The 18,232-nt window shown below is 69.3% G+C and carries 20 protein-coding genes; 8 read left to right on the top strand and 12 right to left on the bottom strand.

Going from position 1 to position 18,232, the window contains the following annotated elements:
• Window positions 1-40 precede the first annotated feature (40 nt).
• From HPA01S_RS10675 to HPA01S_RS10655, 5 genes are all read right to left on the bottom strand, one after another.
• Window positions 41-1,327, bottom strand: coding sequence for a TRAP transporter large permease subunit (locus tag HPA01S_RS10675; protein ID WP_066269718.1), 1,287 nt, complete (start codon window positions 1,325-1,327; stop codon window positions 41-43).
• Window positions 1,328-1,339: 12 nt separating this feature from the next.
• A complete protein-coding gene (locus HPA01S_RS10670) occupies window positions 1,340-1,837 on the bottom strand; it encodes a TRAP transporter small permease (protein ID WP_066269716.1) in 498 nt (165 codons plus the stop codon).
• Window positions 1,838-1,884: 47 nt separating this feature from the next.
• On the bottom strand, window positions 1,885-3,285 hold the full coding sequence (locus HPA01S_RS10665; RefSeq protein WP_066269714.1) for an FAD-binding oxidoreductase: 1,401 nt from the start codon (window positions 3,283-3,285) through the stop codon (window positions 1,885-1,887).
• A gap of 120 nt (window positions 3,286-3,405) precedes the next feature.
• Window positions 3,406-4,440 carry a TRAP transporter substrate-binding protein gene (locus HPA01S_RS10660; RefSeq protein WP_066269712.1) on the bottom strand — a complete coding sequence of 345 codons (1,035 nt, stop codon included), beginning with the start codon at window positions 4,438-4,440 and terminating at the stop codon, window positions 3,406-3,408.
• Window positions 4,437-5,351, bottom strand: coding sequence for a fumarylacetoacetate hydrolase family protein (locus tag HPA01S_RS10655; RefSeq protein WP_066269710.1), 915 nt, complete (start codon window positions 5,349-5,351; stop codon window positions 4,437-4,439). Before HPA01S_RS10655 ends, HPA01S_RS10660 begins: the two co-directional genes overlap by 4 nt.
• Window positions 5,352-5,464: 113 nt before the next feature.
• On the opposite strand from HPA01S_RS10655, the gene HPA01S_RS10650 reads away from it, so the two are divergent.
• From HPA01S_RS10650 to HPA01S_RS10615, 8 genes are all read left to right on the top strand, one after another.
• Window positions 5,465-6,139: a GntR family transcriptional regulator gene (locus HPA01S_RS10650; protein WP_066269709.1), complete on the top strand. Its 675-nt coding sequence runs from the start codon at window positions 5,465-5,467 to the stop codon at window positions 6,137-6,139.
• A 68-nt stretch (window positions 6,140-6,207) separates the two neighbouring features.
• Entirely contained in the window at window positions 6,208-7,170 is a 963-nt protein-coding gene (locus tag HPA01S_RS10645; protein ID WP_066269708.1) for an aldo/keto reductase, read from the top strand.
• Window positions 7,171-7,201: 31 nt separating this feature from the next.
• A complete protein-coding gene (locus HPA01S_RS10640; RefSeq protein WP_066269707.1) occupies window positions 7,202-7,882 on the top strand; it encodes a DUF6064 family protein in 681 nt (226 codons plus the stop codon).
• Window positions 7,883-8,009: 127 nt separating this feature from the next.
• Complete coding sequence (locus HPA01S_RS10635; protein ID WP_066269704.1) at window positions 8,010-8,216, top strand: hypothetical protein; 207 nt, start codon at window positions 8,010-8,012, stop codon at window positions 8,214-8,216.
• Window positions 8,213-9,250: a chorismate transformation FkbO/Hyg5 family protein gene (locus HPA01S_RS10630; RefSeq protein WP_066269703.1), complete on the top strand. Its 1,038-nt coding sequence runs from the start codon at window positions 8,213-8,215 to the stop codon at window positions 9,248-9,250. The genes HPA01S_RS10635 and HPA01S_RS10630 overlap by 4 nt, the downstream gene beginning before the upstream one ends.
• A 5-nt stretch (window positions 9,251-9,255) precedes the next feature.
• Complete coding sequence (locus tag HPA01S_RS10625; protein WP_245638619.1) at window positions 9,256-10,050, top strand: lysophospholipid acyltransferase family protein; 795 nt, start codon at window positions 9,256-9,258, stop codon at window positions 10,048-10,050.
• Between the two features lie 4 nt (window positions 10,051-10,054).
• Entirely contained in the window at window positions 10,055-10,816 is a 762-nt protein-coding gene (locus tag HPA01S_RS10620; RefSeq protein WP_066269702.1) for a glycosyltransferase family 2 protein, read from the top strand.
• 10 nt (window positions 10,817-10,826) lie between these two features.
• Window positions 10,827-12,041 carry a cation:proton antiporter gene (locus HPA01S_RS10615; RefSeq protein ID WP_066269700.1) on the top strand — a complete coding sequence of 405 codons (1,215 nt, stop codon included), beginning with the start codon at window positions 10,827-10,829 and terminating at the stop codon, window positions 12,039-12,041.
• An 18-nt stretch (window positions 12,042-12,059) separates the two neighbouring features.
• Here the strand turns inward: HPA01S_RS10615 and HPA01S_RS10610 are convergent, their stop codons facing one another.
• From HPA01S_RS10610 to HPA01S_RS10580, 7 genes are all read right to left on the bottom strand, one after another.
• Window positions 12,060-13,217 (bottom strand): phospholipase A, encoded by a 1,158-nt coding sequence (locus HPA01S_RS10610; RefSeq protein WP_245638618.1) that lies wholly within the window; start codon window positions 13,215-13,217, stop codon window positions 12,060-12,062.
• Window positions 13,218-13,382: 165 nt separating this feature from the next.
• Window positions 13,383-14,114, bottom strand: a complete 732-nt coding sequence (fabG, locus tag HPA01S_RS10605; protein ID WP_066269698.1) for a 3-oxoacyl-ACP reductase FabG — start codon at window positions 14,112-14,114, stop codon at window positions 13,383-13,385.
• Window positions 14,115-14,148: 34 nt separating this feature from the next.
• Window positions 14,149-14,610, bottom strand: coding sequence for an ApeP family dehydratase (locus HPA01S_RS10600; protein WP_066269696.1), 462 nt, complete (start codon window positions 14,608-14,610; stop codon window positions 14,149-14,151).
• Window positions 14,607-15,410 carry a beta-ketoacyl synthase chain length factor gene (locus HPA01S_RS10595; protein ID WP_066269694.1) on the bottom strand — a complete coding sequence of 268 codons (804 nt, stop codon included), beginning with the start codon at window positions 15,408-15,410 and terminating at the stop codon, window positions 14,607-14,609. The genes HPA01S_RS10600 and HPA01S_RS10595 overlap by 4 nt, the downstream gene beginning before the upstream one ends.
• Window positions 15,407-16,606 carry a beta-ketoacyl-[acyl-carrier-protein] synthase family protein gene (locus HPA01S_RS10590; RefSeq protein WP_066269692.1) on the bottom strand — a complete coding sequence of 400 codons (1,200 nt, stop codon included), beginning with the start codon at window positions 16,604-16,606 and terminating at the stop codon, window positions 15,407-15,409. The genes HPA01S_RS10595 and HPA01S_RS10590 overlap by 4 nt, the downstream gene beginning before the upstream one ends.
• Entirely contained in the window at window positions 16,603-17,391 is a 789-nt protein-coding gene (locus HPA01S_RS10585) for a class I SAM-dependent methyltransferase (RefSeq protein WP_066269690.1), read from the bottom strand. Before HPA01S_RS10585 ends, HPA01S_RS10590 begins: the two co-directional genes overlap by 4 nt.
• Window position 17,392: 1 nt before the next feature.
• Window positions 17,393-18,232: a polysaccharide deacetylase family protein gene (locus tag HPA01S_RS10580; protein WP_066269689.1), complete on the bottom strand. Its 840-nt coding sequence runs from the start codon at window positions 18,230-18,232 to the stop codon at window positions 17,393-17,395.

Below are 18,232 nucleotides of genomic sequence, written 5' to 3'. Positions count from 1 at the left end.
GACAAATCGCCCCAGTCTAACGGCCCTTCACCCGCCAACCTCACCGGGTGAAGAAGTGCAGCGGCGCGAGCACCAGTTGCGGAAAAAACACCAGCAGGAACAGCACCCCGAGCTGGGCCAGCAGGTACGGCATGACGCCACGCACCACCGCTTCCAGCCGCACGCGCGAGACGCCGCAGACCACATTGAGCACCGTGCCCACCGGCGGTGTGATGAGCCCGATGGCGTTGTTCATGATGAACAGCACGCCGAAGTACACCGGGTCGATGCCGGCCATGCGCACCACCGGCATCAACACCGGCACCAGGATCAGGATGGTGGGTGCGAAGTCCAGCACCGTGCCGACCACGATCACCAGCAGCATGATCACGATCAGCAGCGTGGTGGGCGAATCCGACAGCGGCGCCAGCAGGTCGGCCACCACCATCGGAATGCCGGCCGCCGCGATCAGCCAGGCCGTGACCTGCGCGGCGGCCACCAGGAACATCACCACCGCAGAGGTTTTCCCGGCCGCCAGCAGCAGCGCATAGAGGTGCGAGAACTTGAGTTCGCGGTACACCACGAACCCGACAAAGGCGGCGTAGAACACCGCCACCACGGCGGCTTCGGTGGGCGTGAAGTAGCCGCCCTTGAGGCCACCGACGATGAGCACCGGCAGCAGCAAGGCCCAGATGCCGGCGAAGGTGGCCGACCAGCGCTCGCGCATGGTGGCCTTGTCGCCGCGCGGCATGTTGTCACGCCTGGCCTGGTACATCCAGGTGGCCACGAGTGCCAGCGCCATGAGCAGGCCGGGCACGATGCCGGCGATGAACAGGCTGGTGATGGACACGTTGCCGACCACACCGAACATCACGAAGCCGATCGAGGGCGGGATGATGGGCGCGATGATGCCGCCCGAAGCGATCAGCCCCGAAGCGCGCGGCATGTCGTAACCCGCCTTGCGCATCATCGGGATCAGCAGGGCCGCGACCGCCGCGGTGTCGGCGATGGCCGAGCCCGAGAGCGAGGCCATGATGACGCAGGCAAAGATGGCCACATAACCCAGGCCGCCCTTGAAGTGGCCGACCCAGGCGCCGGCCACCGCCACGATGCGGCGCGAGATGCCGCCCGCGTTCATCAGCTCTCCAGCGAGCACAAAAAACGGAATGGCCATCAGCGGAAAACTGTCGGCACCGGACAGCATGTTCTGCGCCAGGATCTGCGCGTTGAACAGGTCCATCCAGGCCATCATGGCCAGGCCGGAAACCATGAGGGCGAACGCAATGGGCATGCCCAGCGCCATCGCGGCGAGCAGGGCGAACACGAAGATGAAGATGAAGACGATCATGGTGTGGGGTGCTCAGGCGGCGTCGGTGAAGTCGTTCTCGGGAAGCTCGCGCCCGCGCAGCAGGCCGACGATGTTGACCAGCAACATCGCGCCGATGGAAATCGCGCACAGGTAGGCCACGGAATAGACGACCACCATCGACAGGCCGGTGACCATGCCGGTGTTGGCGACGTTGATGTCGTGCTGCAGGACCATTCCCCACAGCAACACCGCACAGCAGGCCAGCATCAGCAACTGGCTCAGCATCTGCGCCAGCCAGCGCGCGCGGCCCTGCAGGTGGCGCACCAGCACGTCCATGCCGAGGTGGCCGCCTTCCCGCATGGCGACGATGGCGCCCAGGAAGGTGAGCCAGATGAACATGAAGCGGGAGAGCTCTTCCGAGGTGTTGATGCCCGAATCGAAGACGTGGCGCAGCACCACGTTGCCGAAAACCATGATGCACATGGCGGCCAGGCACAGGACCATGACCAGCTCGAGCGCCTTGAAGTACCAGTGGATGAGGGATTTCATGTCAGTGCTCCATCGGGGTGCCACGCGTCGGCTTGCGGGGGTGGTTTCTAGAACGCAAAGATCTTGCCCGGGTTCATCAGGTTGTGGGGATCCATGGCGTGTTTGATCTGGCGCATCAGCGCCACCGGGGCCTCGCCCAACTCCTCCAGCAAGAACGCCTGCTTGTGCAGGCCGATGCCGTGCTCACCGGTGCAGGTGCCGTCCATGCCGAGCGCCCGCGTGACCAGCCGCGCGTTGAGCGCTTCGGCCGCTTCCAGTTCATCGGCACAGCCGCCGTCGATCAGCATCTGCACGTGGAAGTTGCCATCCCCCACGTGGCCGACGATGGGCGCGAGAAGGCCCGATTGCCGCAGGTCGTCCGCGGTCTGGTTGACGCAGTCGGCCAGTCGGGAAATCGGCACACAGACATCGGTTACCACGCTGCGGCAACCGGGGCGCAACAACAGTGCCGCAAAGTACACGTTGTGCCGCGCCTCCCACAGCCGCGTGCGCTCTTCGGGTGTATCCGCCCACTGGAACCGCTCGCCGCCGAACTCGCCGGCGATGTCCTGCACCAGCGCCACCTGCTCGCGCACGCCGGTCTCGCTGCCATGGAACTCGAAGAACAGGTGCGACTGCTCCGGCAGGCCGGTGTTGCTGTGGCCGTTGAGCGCGCGGATCGCCACGCTGTCGACGAATTCGCAGCGCGCGATGGGCACGCCGACCTGGATGATCTGCACCACCGCCTGCACCGCGGTGTCGATGCTGGGGAAAGCGCAGACGGCTGCGCTGATGCTTTCGGGCAGCGGATGCAGTTTGACGGTGGCCTCCACCACCACTCCCAGCGTGCCTTCCGAACCGACGAACAGGCGCGTGAGGTCGTAACCCGCGGCACTCTTGCGGGCGCGGCGCGCGGTCTTCACCAGTTGGCCGTCGGGTGTGACCACGGTGAGGTTGAGCACGTTCTCGCGCATGGTGCCGTAGCGCACGGCGTTGGTGCCGCTGGCGCGCGTGGCGCACATGCCGCCGATGGTGGCGTCGGCGCCAGGGTCGATGGGGAAAAAGAGGCCCTTGTCGCGCAACGCGGCGTTGAGTGCCTTGCGTGTCACGCCGGGTTGCACGGTGGCCGTCTGGTCTTCGTCGTGCACGGCCACCAGGCGGTCCATCTGCTGCAGGTTGAGCGTCACGCCGCCCTGCGTGGCCAGGGTATGGCCTTCAAGCGACGAGCCAGCGCCATAGGGCACCAGCGGCACGCGGTGCTCGCGGCACAGGCGGACGATGGCCAGCACCTCGTCGGTGCAACGCGCAAACGCCACGGCCGCCGGGGGCATGGCGGCAAAGATGGATTCGTCGCGGCCATGCTGGTCGCAGACGGCAGCGCTGGTGACAAGGCGGTCGCCGAGCAACTGGCGCAGCGCGTCAAGCACGGCAGGGGGCAAAGGAAAAGCAGGCGAAGAAGAAGGGATCATGGCGGGGCCTTGTCTCGGGGCTCTTGTTCTCTTGTTGCATGGCCTGTGGCCGCGTGCAACGCAGCGCGCAGCGACCGGGCACGCGGCCCGGTCGTGTGTCGCAACGGCGGCGGTGGCCGGTTACTTCGCGGCGGTGCTGGTGCCGCGCACCTTGGCGATTTCGCTGCGCACCAGGTTCATGAACTCGGGGCCGATCTTCTCCAGATGCGGCGCGATCGCTGGCGGCACGCGGTCGCGGATTGCCTGCAGGTCGGCGGGCGAGAACTGCGTCACCTGAACGCCCTTGTCCTTCATGCCCTGGAGCGCGTTGCCGGCTTCGGCGGCGGTGCTCTTGCGCTGGTACACGGTGGCGTTCTTCGCGGCCGTGTTCATCGCCGCCTGCTCGGCCGGCGAGAGGCTGTCCCAGAAGCGCTTGGAGACGCCGAAGATCAGCGGCGAATAGACGTGGCCCGACAGCGTCATGTACTTCTGCACCTCGTAGAAGCGCTGCGTGTACATCAGCACCACCGGGTTCTCCTGGCCGTCGAAGGCCTTGGTCTCCAGCGCCACGAACAGCTCGGACCAGGGCAGCGGCGAGGCGTTGGCGCCAATCGCCTTGAACGCGTCCAGCGTGAGCGGGTTGGGCTGGGTGCGCAGCTTCAGGCCTTTGAGGTCGTCCAGCGTGTTGACCGGGCGGCGCGAGTTGGTGATGTGGCGAAAGCCGTTTTCCCACCAACCCAGCACGTGGATGCCGACGGCCGAGAGTCTGGCGTTGAGGTGGGCACCCACCGGTCCGTCGAACACGGCGTGTGCTTCGGCCTCGGTGTTGAACAGAAAGGGCACGTCCTGAAACCCGAGCTCTTTCACCTGGCCCAGCATGGCCAGCACGCTGCCGGTGTAGAACTCCTGCACGCCGCCCTGCAGCGCGGCCAGCATCTGCGGATCGGGGCCCAGGGCCTGGTTGGCGATCACCGAAATCTTCATCTTGCCGCCACTGGCCTTGTCCATCTCGGCGGCGAACTGTTTGGCCGCCTGGCCGGCCGGGTGGTCGTCGGCCAGGCCATGGCCGAAGCGCGCATTGCGCGACTTGAAGTCCTGCGCCAGCGCGGCGGTGGACCCGAGCGCGGCGAAGCTGGTGATGGCCAGGGCGGCCAGCAGGCGGTTGAGGCGGTTCATGCGGTTGTCTCCTCTTGGTGGGCGGGGGGGTGAGCGGTGGGCGCCGGCTGGCGCGACACGATGCGGTTGCGCAGCAGGCCGATGCGTTCGATCTCGACTTCGCAGACGTCGCCAGGGTGCATGTACAGGCGCGGCTCGCGGGCATGGCCGATGCCGGCCGGCGTGCCGGCCACGATCAGGTCACCCGGCTCGAGCGTGATCGCCTCGCTGATGGTGACGATGAGCGAGGCGACGTCGAACACCATGTCGTCGGTGTTGGCCGACTGCACGACCTGCCCGTTCAGCCGCGTCTGCAGCCGCAGGCCGCGCGCGCCCGGTGGCAGTTCGTCGGCCGTCACCAGCCAGGGGCCGAAGCCGCCGGTGCGGTCGAAGTTCTTGCCCATGGTCCATTGCGGGGTCTTGAACTGGTACTCGCGCATGCTGCCGTCGTTGAAGACGGAATAGGCCAGCACGTGCGACAGGGCGTCTTCATGCCGGATGCGGGAGCCGCCGGTGCCGATCACCGCCACCAGTTCGCCTTCGAAGTCCAGCGTGTCGGACAGATCGCCCGCGTGCTCCAGCGGCGCGTCGTGCGGCACCACGCTGGTGTTGAAGCGTGAGAACAGCGTCGGGTAGGCGGGCTGCTCGAAGCCGCTCTCTTCCGTGTGGTCGCGGTAGTTGAGCCCCACGCAGATGATCTTGCGCGGCTCGGCCACCGGGGCGAGCAGGCGCACCTGCGCCAGGTCGACAGTGGGTTGTGCCCGCATCACCGCCGCGACAGCGTCCAGCACCTGGCGGCCAGCGCGGATGGCCGCGTCCAGCGCACCCGGGTAGGCGGCGGCATCCGACGTGGTCCCGTGCCAGAGGCCGCTGCCGTCGTCCTGTACCGCCCAACCTTCAAGCCCTGCCCGCTCGAATCGCAACAACTTCATTCAAGACTCCTCGGTGTGTGTGTCTGGCCGGGACTCTAGCACCGACGATCTATCATTTGACAAAGAATCTATTATTCTTTTATTGGTACATTCCCTCATAAAATCGCCGAGCCATGACCACCACCGCCAAACTGACCCAGGCCGAAACCGTCTGCCAACGCATCCGGACGGAGATCCTGGAAGGCCGCCTGCTGCCGGGCGCCAAGCTCAACATCAAGGCGCTGGAGCAGCGCTTCGAGGTCAGCCTGGGCGCCATCCGCGAAGCGCTCTCGCGCCTCAGCGCCGAGGGCATGGTCATCGCCGAGGCGCACCGCGGTTACCGCGTGGCGCCGGTCAGCAAGGAAGAGCTGCTGGACCTCACCCGCACCCGCGTGGAGCTGGAGTCCTTGTGCCTGAGCAAGGCCATGCAGCACGGCGACGTGGAATGGGAAATCCGGATCGTGGCCGCCGCCCACCGCATGGAGCGGCTGCAGGACATGCCGTCGGACGAAGAGGCACGCACCTCTGCGGCCTGGAACCAGGCGCACGGCGCCTTCCACGAAGCCCTGGTGAGCGCCTGCCCCAGCGCCTGGCTGCTGCGCATGCGCGAGTTGCTGTATGCGCAAAGCGAGCGTTACCGGCTGCTCTCGGTGCCGCTGGACACCGACCACCACCGCGACGTCAAGGCCGAGCACAAACGGCTGGTGGACGCGGTGCTGGCGCGCGACGAGACCACCGCGCTCAAGGCGCTGGAAGAGCACTTCTTTGCCACGGTGCAGATCATCCTGCGCTCGCCGCTGCTGAAGTGAACCGCGCCGGCCGGAACTTCGGGTTCCCATGCCGCGTCCCACCTTGCTCAAGAACAACGGGAGGCGGCATGAACCACCACACGGTAGACACCGGGCCAGGGCACAACCGCCGCCAATGGCTGGGCGCGGCACTCGGCACCACGCTCGCCAGCGCATGGCCGGCCTGGGCCGCCTCACCTCCTGCCACATCGGCCACGTCCGGCGGCCTGCTGACGCGCCGCATCCCCTCCAGCGGTGAGGCCTTGCCCGTGGTGGGCCTGGGCACCTGGATCACCTTCAACGTCGGCAACGACGCTCCGGCGCTGGAGGCCTGTACTGCGGTGGTGCGCGCCTTCTTCGAGGCCGGCGGCCGGCTGATCGACAGCTCGCCCATGTACGGTTCGTCGCAGCCCACCATCGGCCACGCGCTGGCCGCGCTGCAGCAGCCCCAGGCGCTGTTCTCGGCCGAAAAAGTGTGGGTGGGTGACGCGGCGCGCGGCGCGGCGCAGATCGAGGCCTCGCGCAATTTCTGGGGCGTGCCGCGTTTCGACCTGATGCAGGTGCACAACCTGCTGGGCTGGGAAGGGCACCTGCCGCGCCTGTTCGAGATGAAGGCGCGCGGCCGCCTGCGGTACGTCGGCATCAGCACCTCCGAAGGCCGGCGCCACGCCGAACTCGAACGCATCATGCGCACCCAGCGCATCGACTTCGTGCAGCTCACCCTCAACCTGCTGGACCGCGAGGCCGAGCAGCGCCTGCTGCCGCTGGCGCAGGAGCGCGGCATCGCGGTACTGGTGAACCGGCCGTTCCGCCAGGGCGATCTGCTGAACCAGCTGGCGCGCCATCCGCTGCCGGGCTGGGCCGCCGACATCGGTTGCGACAGCTGGGCGCAGGTGGCGCTCAAGTACGTGGTGTCGCACCCGGCCGTGACCTGCGCCATCCCCGCCACCAGCCAGGTGGCGCACCTGCGGCAGAACATGGGTGCGGCGCGCGGCCGGCTGCCCGATGCCGCGCTGCGCGCCCGCATGGCCCGCGACGTGGCCGCGCTGTGAGCCCCCGCCACATGCCCCTGGAGGCGCAGCCATGAGCGAATGGTGGACCTACCGGCCGGCGGACTTCCTGATGTTCGCGCCCCGCACCTACTGGCGCCTGTTCGAGCTGCAGAACAGCGCGCTGTGGCCGGCGCCGGGTTTGTGCGTGCTGCTCGGTCTGGTGCTGTTTGCTTTCCTGTGCCCGGGCCGGCGCGGCCGGCCCTTGCGCGCCGGGGCGCTGGCCTTTGCCATCGCCTGGGCCTGGGTGGCCTACAGTTTTCTCTGGCAGCGTTACGCGCCCATCAACTGGGCCGCCAGCACCGCTGCCTGGCTGTTCGGGTTGCAGGCATTGGGCCTGCTGGTGCTGTCGTTCCAGCACCCGGTGCAGGCCACGGCCTCGGCGTTGCGCCACCGCATCGGCCTGGCCCTGCTGCTGTGGGCGCTGCTGGTGCATCCGCTGCTGGCCATGGCCTCGGGCCGGCCCTGGATGCAGGCCGAGGTGGTCGGTCTGGCGCCGGACCCCACCGCCATCGCCACGCTGGGCCTGCTGCTGTGTGCCGATGCCGCGCCGCGCGCAGTGCGCGCCCTGCTCGCACTGCTTCGCGCGGGCGCCATGGCCTGGCTGCTGGCGAGCGCCGCCACCCTGGCCACCATGGGCTCGGTGCAGGCCGCCGGGCCGCTCGCGGCGGTGCTGCTGGCGGGCCTGGCACTGGCGCGCCAGCAGCGCGGCTGAGCCGCGCGCGGACTTGTCAAGTCGGTGTGCAGGAGCACGCAAGGCGGGCTGTGGGCACCGGTACAATTTTGATCTGTCCACAGCCCGAACACCCGGCGCGAGACCGTGCTTGCGGTGTTGAGTTTTTATGCACAACGACAACCAGGGAGTCGAACGCCACCAATGTGACGTTCTCGTGATCGGCGGCGGGCCCATCGGGCGTTCGATGTTCGCCGTCAAGACGCTGTACTTCCTCGCCAACATCACGCAGCCGCGACGCGCCTTTGCCGCCTGGCACAAGCGCCGCGCCAACATCCGACCGGCCGACGAGGCAACCCTGGCCAGCACGTCGTGAGTCTGTCGTACACCTGCGGGCCAGTAGCGGCCCTTCAATCCCTGGAAGGTGTGCTCGGTGGTGCGGCCATCGGCACCAACGTGCAACCCACCGCGGCCGCGCCCTGGCCACGCCAGGCGCTGCGTGCGCCGCTGCTGCTTGCGGCCGACGGCGCACCGCTGCACGAAGAGGCCTGGTTCGCCGGCGGCCCGGCGCAAGAGGTGCAAGAGGGCCACAGCGAAGGCATTCACTGGCGGCGCACCGCCGATGTGCTGTACGGCGTGATCGAGCTGCACGAGGACGACCCGGCCCTTTCCGCCGCCCCGTTCGCCGGCTTGCCGCCACTGCAGGCCGCCAGCGAACTGCTGTACCGGCGCCTGTTCCGCCTGCTGCAGGCGCAGGCCTTGCCGCAGCTCTGGCGCGTCTGGAACTACCTGGCGCGCATCAACGAAAGCTCGCACGGGCTGGAGCGTTACCGCCAGTTCAACTTCGGCCGCCACCAGGCCCTGCTGGCAGCACAACGCGACACCGGCCGGCAGCTGCCGGCGGCTTGCGCCATCGGGGTCGAAGACGGCCCTTTGTCGGTGGCCTTCCTGGCCGGGCGCACACCGCTGCGTCCGCTGGAGAACCCGCGCCAGGTCAGCGCCTGGCAGTACCCTACGCAATACGGGCCGCGCGCGCCCTCTTTCTCGCGCGCCGCGCTGGCCGACGTGGGCCACACCGAGGCGCTGTTCGTCTCCGGCACTGCCAGCATCGTCGGCCACGAAACGGTGCACCTGGGTGACGTTGCCGCGCAGTGCGAAGAGACCGTGCGCAACATCCAGTGCCTGGTGGAACAGGCGAACCGGCAGGCGCGTTCGGCGCAGCCGTTTTCGCTCGCCGGCCTGAGCCACCGCGCCTATGTGCGCCACGCCGAACACGCCCGCACCGTGCACGACACCCTGCAACCGCTGCTGGGCGGTGCACCGCTGGTCTGCGTGCTGTCCGACATCTGCCGCGCCGACCTGCTGGTGGAAGTCGAGAGCCAGGCCCTGCACCCGATGGCGAGCGCATGAACCCCATGAACACGATGTCACGCCCAACGTCGCTGCTGTGGAGCGTGTACGAACATCTGGCGATGGTGGTCGGCCTCGGCGCGCTGGCCGTGATCTGCCTCACCTGGTCGCCGCTGGCGCTGGCGCTCTACCCGGTGCTGCCGCGCCCCTTCGGGCGCTGGCTCGGCCGCCAGGCCATCATGCGCGGCTTCCGGCTCTACGTGAGCATCCTGCGCCTGCTCTGCGCCTGCCGCTTCGACCTGCGCGAGATCGACGCCCTGCGCGACCAGGGGCCGATGGTGATCGTGGCCAACCACCCTTCGCTGCTCGACGCGGTGCTGATCACCTCGCGCCTGCCCAACGCGGTCTGCTTCATGAAGGCGGACATCATGGACAACCCGCTGTTCGGCGCCGGTGCGCGCATGGCGCGTTACGTGCGCAACGACAACCTGCTGGGTGCGGTGCTGAGCTGCTGCCGCGAGCTGCAGCAGGGCGCGCAGATCGTGGTGTTTCCCGAAGGCACGCGCACCGTGGGTTACCCCGGCAACCCGCTCAACCCGCTGTCACGTTCCACCGCGCTGATCGCCGCGCGCGCCGGCATGCCGGTGCAGACCCTGCTGATCGAATTCTCCAGCCCCTACCTGGGCAAGGGCTGGCCGCTGTGGCGCAAGCCCAGCCTGCCACTCACCTGCCGCATCCGCGTCGGCAAACGCTTCGAGGCACCGCGCGACGCGCGCGCCTTCACCACCGAACTCGAGGCGTACTTCCGCGCCGAGTTGGGCCCGTCCCCGACCCTGATGGCCTCGTCGGCCGTCGCCTGATCCCATGCCCGCCTCCAGCCCCACGCACCTCGTCCTGATCCCGAGCTACAACCCAGGCCCCAAGGTGCTGGCCACGGTGCGCGCGGCGCGTGCGCAGTGGAGCCCGGTGTGGGTGGTGGTGGACGGCAGCACCGACGGTTCGGCCGAGAGCCTGACCGAACTGGCGCGCAACGACCCCGGCCTGCGTGTGCTGGTGCTGCCGCAGAACCAGGGCAAGGGTGCGGCCGTGCTGCACGGCATCACGCTGGCGGCGCAGGCCGGCTTCACGCACGCGCTGACCATGGACTCCGACGGCCAGCACCCCGAGCAACTCATCCCGGCCTTCATGGCCGCGTCGCAGGCGACCCCCGCCGCCATGGTGCTGGGCAAGCCGGTGTTCGGCCCCGAGGCCCCGGCGCTGCGCGTGAACGGGCGCAAGGTCTCCAACGGCTGGGCCAACCTGGAGACGCTGGGCATGGGCATCGGCGATTCGCTCTACGGCTTCCGCGTCTACCCCATCGCTCCGCTCATCCAGGTCATGCAGGGCACGCGCTTCATGCGCCGCTTCGACTTCGACCCCGAGGCCGTGGTGCGCCTGTGCTGGGCCGGCGTGTGGCCGATCAACATCGATGCCCCGGTGCGTTACTTCACGCCGCAGGAAGGCGGTGTGTCGCACTTCAAATACCTGCGCGACAACGTGCTGCTGAGCTGGATGCACACGCGCCTGTTCATCGGCTTCGTGCTGCGTCTGCCGCTGCTGCTCTGGCGGCGTGTCGCCTCCCGCTGAGCCCTCGGCGATGAACACCACCGAAGTTTTCCTGATCGCGATGGCGATCATCTTCACCGTGCCCTGGCTGATCTGGCGCCTGGGCCGAACCGACTACTGGGCACCGCTGGTGGTGGTGCAGATCATCACCGGCATCCTGATCGGCCCCGGCGTGCTGGGCAAGGCCTTTCCCGAGTTCCATCAGTTCGTCTTCAACCCGGCGGTAATCCAGTCGCTCAACGGCATCGCCTGGTGGGCCGTGATGCTGTTCGTGATGATCGCCGGCATCGAGCTCGACCTGCGTGCGGCCTGGAAACACCGGCGCGAGAGCGGCATCACCGCCGGCCTGGCGCTGGGCATGCCGCTGCTGCTGGGCAGCGCCGCCGCGCTGCTGATGCTGGGCATGCCGGGCTGGATCGGCGCCGAGGCGCGGCCCTGGCAGTTCGTCGCCGGGGTCGGCATGGCCTGCGCCGTCACCGCCCTGCCCATCCTCATCCTGCTGATGGAAAAAATCGACGTGCTGCGGCGCCCGCTGGGCCAACGCATCCTGCGTTACGCGAGCGTGGACGACATCGCCATCTGGGGCGTGCTGGCGCTGATCCTGATGGACTGGCAACGGGTCGGCAAACAGGCGGCCTTCGCGGTGGCCTTCGTGCTGCTGTCCCTGGTGTTCCGCCGCCTGATGCGGCGCCTGCAGGAACGTGACCGCTGGGCGGTGAGCCTGATCTGGCTCGCGGTCTGTGCCTTCGGCGCCGACTGGGCCGGCCTGCACTACATGGTGGGCGCCTTCCTGGCCGGCGTGGTGATGGACGCCGAGTGGTTCGACCAGGACAAGCTGGACCAGCTGCGCCACAACATCCTGCTGGTGATCATGCCGGTGTACTTCATCTCCACCGGCCTGCGCACCAACTGGGAGCTGGGTGGCGTGGCGGTGTTCGGCGTCGCCGCCCTGCTGCTGCTGGCCTCGGTCAGCGGCAAGCTGCTGGGCGTGCACGCGGCCGGCCGCGTCCTGAAGTGGCCGGCGGGCGAGGCCTCCGTCATCGGCTGGCTGCTGCAGACCAAGGCATTGATCATGATCATCTTCGCCAACATCCTGCTCGACAAACACATCATCACCAGCGAGACCTTCACCGCCCTGCTGCTGATGGCCGTGGCCAGCACCATGCTGACGGTGCCGCTGGTGGAGCCGAAGCTGCGAGGCGCACGGCATGTCAACACCAATGCCAGCGCACTGCGTCAGCCCTGACGGGCCGGCGCGGATCGATCAAAACTGCAGGAAGCTCACCCCAGCACCCACGCTGGTCTGGCGGAAGTTGTAGTCCGACAGGGTCTCGCCGTAACCGCTGAACAGCTGCAGGTACCAGCGCAGGCCGTTGGGCTGCTCGCGTGCCACCGGGTAGGACCACTCCAGCGTGGTGCTGCCGCGGTTGCCGCTGCGCAGGGTGCTGCGGTGTTGCAGTGACGCGGTGTGCAGGCCACTGGACCAGCCGAGGGTGAACTCTGCCTTGCCGCGGTAGTCCAGCAGGTCGGGGTTGTTGTCGTTCTCCAGGCGTTCGCCCAGGCGCTTGTTGAGCCGGGTGATGAAGGTCCAGTTGCCGCGCTCGAAGCCGGCGCCGAGGTAGACCCGGTTCCAGCTGCGCGACAGTGGGTCGGACTGCCCGTTCGACTGGTGCGCCACGCCCAGTTGCGTGAAGCGCCATTGCCAGCCGAACGGCAGCGCCCGCAGGCCGGGCGCGGTGGGCACCACGTAGATCAGCTCGGGCTGGTAGTCGGTGTTGCGGAACGGCCGCGAGTCGGCGTGGTTGTAGACCTGCCACATGGTCTGCATGGTGAAGGCGCCCCACAGGTCACCTCCGGGAAGGCCGACGTCCTGCAGGAACTTGGTGCGCAGCGAGAGCTGGAACTTGGCTTCCTGGCGGCGGTCGTCCGGTGCCAGCACCGCCGCCTGCGTCGGCGTCTGGGGTGCGCGGTTGACGCGCGAGGAGACGTGCAGCGGCTGCACGTAGTTCGGCTGGTAACCGACGAAGTTGAACACGCCGCGTTTGTCGGCCGCATCCAGCTCCCAGAACTTGGCCAGCAGACTGCTGGACGAGGCCGAGGCCGAAGCGGGTGGCAACGGCCCGCCCGTTTGCGCGAGCAGGGAGGGAGCAGAGGGCGCAGCGTTGGTGTCTTCGCCCGGCAGCGGCTGCTGCGCGGCCGGCACCACCGGTGCCAGTGCACGACCGGCCAGTGTGTCGTAGCAGTTCAGGCGGTCGGTGGCGGCGCCGATCTGGGCGCACTGCTCCAGCGTGGCCGGGGCAGCGGCTGGCGCGTCGGCAGGCTGGGCGACGGCCGCGCCCGCGGCCAGGCCACCCAGGCAGAACAGCACAACGCGGCCGGGTGCGGCGGCGGGCGACAGGAACAACGGGTTCTTCAACTTCACAGGCATCCCCTCTGATGGACCTGCAGGCCCTGGTGGGGCAGGCGGTCGGGTGTTGAAAGGCGTGGCTCGCCCCGTGGGGTGCGGCCGGTGTGCGGGGCTTTCACGCCGGGAGGAGCAGACCTGCAGAACGCGGGTGCGAACCCCGTGATCCTATCGGTGCCGGGCTCAGCACATGGCACCGTTGATCGAGATCACCTGCCCGCTCACGTAAGCGGCCTTGTCGGAGGCGAGGAAGGCCACCAGCTCGGCCACTTCGTCGGCGCGGCCGGCGCGCTGCATCGGCACCAGGCGTTTGATGGTCTCGGCGTCGAAGCTGCCTTCGATCATGTCGGTGTCGATGATGCCGGGCGCCACCGCGTTGACGGTGATGCCGCGGCTGGCGAGTTCGAGCGCGAGCGACTTGCTGGCCGCGTGCAGCGCGCCCTTGGCGGCCGCGTAGTTGACCTGGCCGCGGTTGCCCATGACGCCGGCCACCGAGGAGATGCTCACGATGCGGCCCCAGCGCTTGCGGATCATCGGCATGGTGAGTGGCTGCGTGACGTTGTAGAAACCGTTGAGCGACACGTCCACCACACGGTCCCACTGTTCGCCGCTCATGCCGGGGAACACCGCGTCGTCGTGGATGCCGGCGTTGTTCACCAGGATCTGCACCGCGCCGCCGCTCTCCACCAACGCGGCCAGCGCGGCGGCGGTGGCCGCGCGGTCGGTGATGTCGAAGGCCAGGGCTTCGGCACTGCCACCGGCGTCGCGAATGGCTTGTGCGGTGGCCTGCGCTTTGTCGAGGCCGCGGTTGGCGTGCACGATCACGTGGTGGCCGTCGGCCGCCAGGCGCCGGCAGATCGCCGCGCCGATGCCGCCGCTGCCGCCAGTGACCAGTGCGCGTTTGCTCGTGTTCATGGCTGTTCGTCCTGGGTCGGGTTCGGATTCGGATTCAAAGGGTGTTGGCGTCGAGCACCACCGCCGCGCGCCCTTCCAGCAGGCACACGCCCGCATGTTGCACGCTGAAGCCGTAGAGCACGTTGTTCGCATCGCCCGAGAGGCGTTCGGCGCGCACTTCGAGCGGGCCCGGCAGGTCGTCGAGCCGCGCCACATGCAGGCTCACGCTGCGCACGCTGGTGAGGTAACCCTGGCGTGGTGCGGCATCGGCGCCGGCCACCAGCGCGCCGTGCACCGCCATCGCCTGCGCCGCGTATTCGATGCCGTTGGCCGCGCCCAGGCGGTCGGCCGCGCGCAGCGGGTGCAAGGGGTCGGTGTGGCCCACGGCACGGCAGACGATGTGCGCGGCCGACCACGCCTGCACTGCGTCGAGCAGGCACATGTTGCCCTGGTGCGGAATGCGCGCGGCGATGCCGGCGTGGTCGAGCGTGGGTGGTGTCGCGGGTGTGTTGCTCATGCCATCTCGACCTGCACCGCCAGCTGCAGGCCGGGCAGGTAGTCCAGGCAGACATCACCGCCGCGGCCCTGCGCCAGCCGCTCCAGCAGCGGCAGCGCACGCAGCGCCGGGATGGCGGCGCGCAGGCCTTCGAGCGACTGCGTGTCCATCGGCAACGCGGGTGCTTCGGTGGTGTTCACGCGGATGCGGGCCAGCGCCTGCGGCGTGCGCTGTGGCACCAGGCGCAGCGCCACACCGGCGCAGTCGGGCAAGGGGCGCTTGGAGAACAACGGCTCGGGGTATTCGCTGTCGTAGGCCAGCAGCAGCGTGGGCTGCTGGTCGAGCACCACCTGGGCGAGTGCATCGACCAGGCCGGCACCGAAGCTGCCGTCGAAGGCGCACAGCACCTGGCACGGCGCCATGGAGCGCGTGGCGATGCCCCAGTAACCGGCCGGCGCGTTGTGCACCGAGTTGTGGAACCGCGTGGGCGACACATGGCGGTCGTCGGTGGCCAGCTGCTCGCACAGGGCATGGCAGTTGTGGCCGTCGGAACCGGAGGCGCTGAACACGGTGGCCAGCGTGGACACGTCGGCCCCGGCCGCCGCCTCCAGGCCGATGCCCAGCGAGAGTTTGATGACGCGGCTGGCACGGCGGCGTTCGGCCGCCGGCAGCAGCGCGGGCGCGGGCAGCACCGAGGGCGCGGACACCCAGGGCTGTTCACCACGCAGCACGGCGCGTGCGCTGGGCCAGTCGGGCAGGCCGGGCGCGATCAGGCCGATGCCTTCGATCCAGGCGTGCAGGGGGGCGTTCACGGCGCTCATGCCTGCCCCCGGCCAAACACCAGGCTGCAGTTGCTGCCGCCGAAACCGAAGGAGTTGGTGAGCGCGTGGCGCAGCCCCGGCGCGGCCGCGCCGTGCAGCTGGCAGTGCAGCGGAATGGCCGGGTCGAGCTGGCGCGTGCCCGGGCTGCCGGGCAGGAAGCCGTCCACCAGCGCCATGGCGCACAACACCGCCTCGACCGCACCGGCGGCGCCCAGCGTGTGGCCGGTGGCGCCCTTGGTGGACGAACACGGCACGCGGTCGCCGAACACCGCGGCCACCGCCTTGCCCTCGGCCGCGTCGTTGGCCGGCGTGGCGGTGCCATGCAGGTTGATGTAGCCGATGGCCTCGGCCGTGAGGCCTGCCGAACGCAGCGCGGCCGTCATGGCCATCTGCGCGCCCAGGCCGTCGGGGTGTGGTGAAGACATGTGGTACGCGTCGCTCGACTCGCCCGCGCCCTGCAGCAACACCGCGTCGGCCGGCAGCGTGGCGCCCGGGCGCTCCAGCAGCGCGTAGGCCGCGCCCTCGCCGATGGAGATGCCGTCGCGGTCCACGTCACAGGGCCGGCAGGGCTGGCTGGAGGTGAGGCCGAGCGAAGCAAAGCCGTACATGGTGGTGAGGCACAACGAGTCCACGCCACCCACCAGGGCGGCGTCGAGCGTGCCGAGTTCGATCTGCCGCGCCGCGGCGGCGAACACCTTGGCGCTGGACGAACAGGCGGTGGAGATGGTGGTGGCCATGCCGGTGATGCCCAGGTGCTCGCGCAGGCATTCGCTGAGCGAATACGGGTTGTGGGTGTTGCCGTAGTGAAAGGCCTCGGGCAGCGCGCCGGTGACCGGATCGCGCTGGCGGTAGGCCAGCTCGGTCTGCAGGATGCCCGAGGTGCTGGTGCCCATGAACACCCCCACCCGACCGGCGCCGTAACGCGCCACCGCTTCGCGCACCCGCGCCTCGAAGCCGTCGGCCTGCAGCGCCAGCAGGGCCAGGCGATGGTTGCGGCAGTCGTAGGCGGCCAGCGCAGCGGGCAGCGGATGTTCGTCCACGCCCGCCACCTCGCCGACCCAGGTCGGCAGGTCCACGGTTTCAAAAGAACAGGGCGCCAGGCCGCTGCGGTCGGCACGCACGGCCGCGCGGTGGGCATCCAGGCCCACACCCAGGCAGGTGGTGGCGGTGTAAGCGGACAGCAGCAGGGGCTTCACGGTGTGGCGGTGGAATGGGGGTCGGGCATTGTGTCAGATGGTGCCACTGCGGGCGCGGGCGCACCGTGCGGCACCCGACACACCAGCATCACGTTGGCAAAAGGCTTGCGCCCGCTCATGGGCTCGGTGTCGACCTCGAAGCCCAGGCGTTCGAGCTCGGCCACCCAGTCCTGCATCGTGCGGCAGTACAGGCGCGGCAGGCGGTGGCCGCGGGTGTAGGTGACGAGGCGGTCCACGCCGTTGCAGATGCGGTAGGTGAGGCCGGCGCCGGCGTCGCCGACACGGGTCAGGAACACGCCGCCGGGCGGCAGCGCCTGGCGGATGCGCGCCAGCACTTCGCGTTGCTGTTCGTGGCTGAAGTAGTGCAGCGCGTCGAGGATCAGGATGGCGTCGGGGCGGCCGAAATCGGCCACGTTCATGTCGCCCTGCTCCACCCGCACCACCGGGTGCTGTGGGCCGAAGGCGCGCGCGGCACGGTCCACGTCTTTCTGCATCAGCTCGATGCCGCGCAGTTTCGTGGGCTTGGGTGGTGGCGCCCAGCCAGCGGGCCACTGGCCTTGCGCGTGCAGCTGGCGCGCCGCCAGCAGCCAGGCGAACAGGCTGCCCTGGCCGCAACCGAGATCGAGGTAGTGGCCGCCTTCGGGCAGCAGGCCACGGCGCAGCATCTCGTGGAAGATGGTGTCGTAGCCCAGCTTGCCACGCGCGTAGTGGTAAGCGAAACGCCCGCTGGGGCGGAAGGTGGCGCTGGCTTCATTGACCAGCAGTTGCACGGATTGGCGGCTCATGTCAGGGGCGGTGGTCGGAGTGGGCTACGGGAAAAGGCATGTCGATGGTGCCCTGCAGAAGGGTCACGGGACGCAGCTGGCGTTCGCGGATGGTCTGCAGCAGGCGCGGCAGCACCGCCAGCAGCACCGGCTCGCCGGCCGGTGTGCGCGCGGCGTGGCCGTCGTGCGCGAGCACGATGTCGCCCGCGGCCAGCGGCGCGGCCAGGCGCTGCAGCACCCGCTCGGGGTTCCCGTTGCGGGTGTCGTAGGCACGCCGCGTCCAGGTGGCCAGGCGCAGGCCGAGGCGGTGCAGCACCGGGTCGAGAAAGGGGTTGCGCAGGCCGGCGGTGGCGCGGAAGAACGCCGGCGCCTGGCCGGTAATGTCGCTCAGCGTGGCCTGCGCGCGCTGGATGTCGCGCCGCATCGCGCCGGGGCCGAACAGCGAGAAGGCGTTGCTGTGCGCATGGCCGTGGTTCTCCACGCGGTGGCCGCGCTGCACGATCTCGCGGCACAGCGCCGGGTGTTGTTCGGCGATGCGGCCGATGCAGAAGAAGCTGGCTTGCACGCCGGCGGCGTCGAGCAGGTCGAGCACGCGCGGCGTCACGGCGGGGTCGGGGCCGTCGTCGATGGTCAGCGCGATCTCGCGCCGCTGCACCGCGGCCTCGGGCAGGCGGATCAGGTTGGGCCCGAGCAGGTGCGAACTCGGCCACAGGCCGGCACCGGCCAGCAGCGCGTGGTTGGCCACCAGCGCGCCCACCGCCCAGGGCCAGGCGGCCGGCACCGCCAGCGTGCCCAGCACGGCCGCACCGTGCACCGCGGCGCTGGCACTCAGCAGGGGGGCGGGGGTCCAGCGCGCTGCCAT

Source organism: Hydrogenophaga palleronii NBRC 102513 (genome assembly GCF_001571225.1).
Classification (GTDB): domain Bacteria; phylum Pseudomonadota; class Gammaproteobacteria; order Burkholderiales; family Burkholderiaceae_C; genus Hydrogenophaga; species Hydrogenophaga palleronii.
The sequence above is the reverse complement of the archived record's forward strand: the minus strand, read 5'-3'. Positions and strand labels throughout refer to the sequence as shown.